Below are 3835 nucleotides of genomic sequence, written 5' to 3'. Positions count from 1 at the left end.
GCGCCAGGCGCGGAACGCCTCGGGCGTCATGGCCCGGCCGGACTGGCGCTCCGCCAGCCGCCACAGGGCGTCGCCGCCGATCTCCAGCCCAAGGGACGGCCATTCCACGCTCGCGCCGTATTCTCCGGCCTGCGCGGTGGCGAAGATCGCCGGGTCCAAGAGCGCAGCCTTGCGCCCCGTGGCCAACTCCGCCAACGAAACGTCCCGCACGCCGTCCGGGCCGAAATCCACCCGCAGCGCGCAGCCCTCCAGGGCCTGAACCCTACGTATCTTCGGATACTTGTCGCTCACAGGTTCCATTCCTCCCATGCGGCCACGATGCGCTCGCGGTTCTTCCCGGCCCAGGCGCGCGCCGCCCGCAGCACATGCGCCGGAGCGCCGCCCGCCAGGACATCCAGCGTCTCCAGGTCGATGGAGCAGTCCGCGTCCGGCCCGGACAGATGAAAATGCACCCGGCCATGCTCGCCGCCGAACACCGCGAGACGGTACTTGCCGAAACGCTTCAGCGTGCCCATGACTTCAGATAGTGAACCCTGTTCACCCAGTCAAGGCCACGCGCCACCCCGCCTTGCCCGCCGCGCCCGCCTGTGCCATACACTCCCTGCGGCACGGCGCCGCCGCACCTCGGCGGACGTTTGAACCGGGAAACGCGGGAGAAGCGCGCGTATGGCTCGCATCGAATGGCACGAAGGCCTGGCCCTGGGCATCGAGACGATCGACCGGCAGCACCGCACCCTGCTCACCCTCTGCAACAGGCTCCTCGACGCCGTGCGCAGGGCCGACGAGAAGGCCGTGGCCGCCGCCTTTCGCGAGCTGCGCGAGTACACCTTCTCCCACTTCAGCGCCGAAGAGGACTACATGCAGTCCGTGGGCTACCCCGGGCTGGGCAGCCACAAGCTCCTGCATGTCGAACTCAAGCGCGACGTGAAATACTTCCAGGACGTGGTCTACAGGAAGGGCGACCTCACCGAGGCCCAGATCGTCGAATTCCTCAAGCACTGGCTCCTCGACCACATCCTCCAGTACGACCTGGACATCCGCAAATGGACCCGCGCGGAAGGCAAAGCGCCCTGAAGGGCCGGGAGGCTTTGCGGAGCTTGGGGCGGGTCAGCGCGCCCGGCAGGAGTCCGGCGCGTGCAACCGGCACGTCAGCCGTTCGATCCTGCCCTGCCGGATGACGGCGCGGTTGTGGATGAGCACGGGATCGGGCAGCCCGGTCTTGTCGAAATCGCCGTCCACGCGGGTGATGAAGACCGTCTCGCCGTCCTCCTGCCGCAACTCCAGCAGCTCCATGCGCAGGTTGACGGCCGCGATGTCCCGCTCGGCCCATTCGCGGATGGCCTCCACGCCGTGAAAGTCCCGTCCCGCGTCCTCCACGCGCGCCTCCTGGGCGAAGCAGGCGGCGAAGGCCTCCATGTCGGCGGCGTTGGCCGCCGCGATCCAGGCCTCGACCAGTTCTTTCGGCGTGGTGTTCATGCTGCGTCTCCCGTGATTCATATGGTGAAGACCGTCTTGCCGTGGGTGCGGCCCTGCGCCATGTCCCGGATGGCCTCCTCCGCGCGCTCCAGTGGCAGCACGCGTCCGATCTCGGGCGCGACGCCGTTGACGGCCAGAAAGCGCATCATGGCCCGGAAGTCCTCCAGGCTGCCCATGATGGACCCGCGCACCGTGATCTGGCGGGCGACGAGCGCCAGAAGGTCCAGCGAGACCCCCATGCCCGAGGTGCCGCCCGTGACCACAACCGTGCCGCCGCGCTCCACCCACTCCAGGGAGTGCTCCCACGTGGCCGCGCCCACGCTGTCCACGACGGCCTGTACCTTGCGCGGCAGGGGCTCGCCGGAGGCGAAGACCCGGTGAGCCCCAAGCTTCTCGGCAAGCTCCCGTCCGGGCGCGTGGCGGCTGGTGGCGAACACCTCGAAACCCGCGGCGCGGCCAAGCTGGATCAGCGCCGTGGACATCCCGCCCGACGAGCCCTGCACCAGGAGCGTGCCGCCAGGCCGCAGGCCCGAGGCCTGGAACAGCGCCTTCCAGGCCGTGAGCCAGGCAGTGCCCAGCACCGAGGCGTGCAGGGGCGAAAGACCCTCGGGCAGGGGCACGGCGTTGCGCCGGGGCACGGCGGCGAAGCGCGAGAACACCCCCTGGGCGAACTCGCCCAAAATGGACCAGCCCGGGTCCAGGGTCTCGTCGCCGCGCCACTCGGGCGAGCCCAGCATGGGGTAGAGGGCCACGGTCGTGCCGTCGTCCAGGAGCCCGGCCCCGTCGTTGCCCAGGATCAGGGGGAAGACGAGCCCCTGCGGGTGGGCCGTGACGCCGCGAAGGGTGAAGAGATCGTGCCGGTTGAGGCTGGCGTGGGTCATGCGCACGCGAACCCAGCCGGGCGGGATCCCGGGTTCGGGGCGTTCGCCCAGGCGCAGTGCGGCAAGGGGATCGTCGGGGGAGGGGTGGTCGGCGTAGACGGCGAACATGGCGTGCTCCTTGGGTGCTGGCGGACCGCTCGCGGCCCGGAGAGGACCCTACGGCACGTCCCTGTCAGAATACGTCAGGAGCGTTGCGTTTCAGCCATGCGCTCCCGCCATGCCTTGAGCAGCGCGCCCCGACGCCCGGGGTAGGTCTCGCCCGTGGGGCGGGCCTGCAGCACGCGGTCCGTGCGGAAGGTGCGCACGTCCCCGCGCAGCTCGCACCAGGCCGCCACCACGCGGGCCTGGTCCAGGAAGCCCAGGGCCAGCGGCCAGATCACGCGTTCGGAGCGCAGCCCCCGGGCGTTCTCATAGAGGATGCGCACCTTTGCCTGCGCGCGCAGGGCGTTGCGCCAGGTGTCCAGGCCCACGCGGTCGTCGGGGAACCCGGGGCCGCGCGGACCGGGCAGCACCGAGGGATTGCGCAGCACCTCCAGGCCGACGGGCGGCAGCACGGCCTCCACCTTGGCCAGGGCGCGGGACGCGGCCCCGGCCAGGAGCGGGTCGCCCAGGCGGTCCACGGTCTCCAGGCCCAGGAGCACGGCTTCCAGTTCCTCCGGAGTGAACATGAGCGGCGGCAGGAAGAACCCCGGACGCAGCATGTAGCCCTGGCCCGCCTCGCCCTGGATGGGCGCGCCCTGGGCCGTCAGGTCGGCGATGTAGCGGTAGAGCGTGCGCTCCGAAACGCCCAGCTCCCCGGCCAGAAAGCGCGCCGTGACCGGGCGGGAGCGGCCGCGAAGCAGCTGGAGCAGCGTCAGCAGGCGCGCGGAGCGGGACACGCGTCCTCCTTCCCGGCCAGCATGTCCCGCAGCGCCGCCAGCGGCCCGTGCGGATTGCCCGAGCGCCACACCAGCGACGTGACCGCCCGCGCCACCCCGGGCGGCAGGGCGTGCAGGCTCACACCGGGCACGCCCGAGAGCACCCCCGCCACCGAGCGCGGCATGATGGCCACCCCCATGCCCGAGGCGGCGCAGCCCAGCATGGTCTGGTAGGAGCCCAGCTCCACCACGCGCCCGGGCGCTCCGGCCGCGCCAGCCCACTCCTCCAGGCGTCTGCGGTAGGCGCAGCCGTGCTGGAACACCAGGAGGGCGCTTCCGGCCAGGTCGGCGGGCTCGCGGATGGGCGCGCGCCCGGCCGGGGCCGCCAGCACAAGTTCCTCCTCGAAGGCGGGCAGGCGCTCGATGCCGGGCTCCGTGACGGGCTCGCTCACGAAGGCGGCGTCCAGCTCGCAGGCCTGCACCGCGCGCAGCAGCTCCCCGGTGGTCCCGGCGCGCAGCTCCAGGCGCACGTCGGGGTGCTTCGCGTGGTAGGCCCCCAGAAGCTCCGGCAGGCGGGAGGCGGAGGTGCTCTCCATGGCCCCCAGGCGGAACGGACCGGCC

General features: G+C 71.8%; 7 protein-coding genes. 1 reads left to right on the top strand and 6 read right to left on the bottom strand.

All coding sequences use genetic code 11. From position 1 onward, the window contains the following. The coding region (locus ACV4UX_RS17765) for a DUF2442 domain-containing protein (protein ID WP_491594613.1) at positions 1-291 on the bottom strand (291 nt) is incomplete at its 3' end. Then, complete coding sequence (locus ACV4UX_RS17760) at positions 288-515, bottom strand: DUF4160 domain-containing protein (protein ID WP_491594612.1); 228 nt, start codon at positions 513-515, stop codon at positions 288-290. The genes ACV4UX_RS17765 and ACV4UX_RS17760, both read right to left, overlap by 4 nt. Before the next feature lie 151 nt (positions 516-666). On the opposite strand from ACV4UX_RS17760, the gene ACV4UX_RS17755 reads away from it, so the two are divergent. Continuing rightward, positions 667-1074, top strand: coding sequence for a bacteriohemerythrin (locus ACV4UX_RS17755; RefSeq protein ID WP_491594611.1), 408 nt, complete (start codon positions 667-669; stop codon positions 1072-1074). 33 nt (positions 1075-1107) lie between these two features. Here the strand turns inward: ACV4UX_RS17755 and ACV4UX_RS17750 are convergent, their stop codons facing one another. From ACV4UX_RS17750 to ACV4UX_RS17735, 4 genes are all read right to left on the bottom strand, one after another. Then, on the bottom strand, positions 1108-1476 hold the full coding sequence (locus ACV4UX_RS17750; protein WP_491594610.1) for a nuclear transport factor 2 family protein: 369 nt from the start codon (positions 1474-1476) through the stop codon (positions 1108-1110). 17 nt (positions 1477-1493) lie between these two features. Continuing rightward, positions 1494-2465, bottom strand: a complete 972-nt coding sequence (locus ACV4UX_RS17745) for a quinone oxidoreductase family protein (RefSeq protein WP_491594609.1) — start codon at positions 2463-2465, stop codon at positions 1494-1496. A gap of 74 nt (positions 2466-2539) precedes the next feature. After that, positions 2540-3235, bottom strand: a complete 696-nt coding sequence (locus tag ACV4UX_RS17740; RefSeq protein WP_491594608.1) for a helix-turn-helix transcriptional regulator — start codon at positions 3233-3235, stop codon at positions 2540-2542. Next, on the bottom strand, positions 3211-3835 hold a 625-nt coding region (locus ACV4UX_RS17735; protein ID WP_491594607.1), incomplete at its 5' end, for a LysR substrate-binding domain-containing protein. The genes ACV4UX_RS17735 and ACV4UX_RS17740, both read right to left, overlap by 25 nt.

Source organism: Fundidesulfovibrio sp. (genome assembly GCF_058402725.1).
The sequence above is the reverse complement of the archived record's forward strand: the minus strand, read 5'-3'. Positions and strand labels throughout refer to the sequence as shown.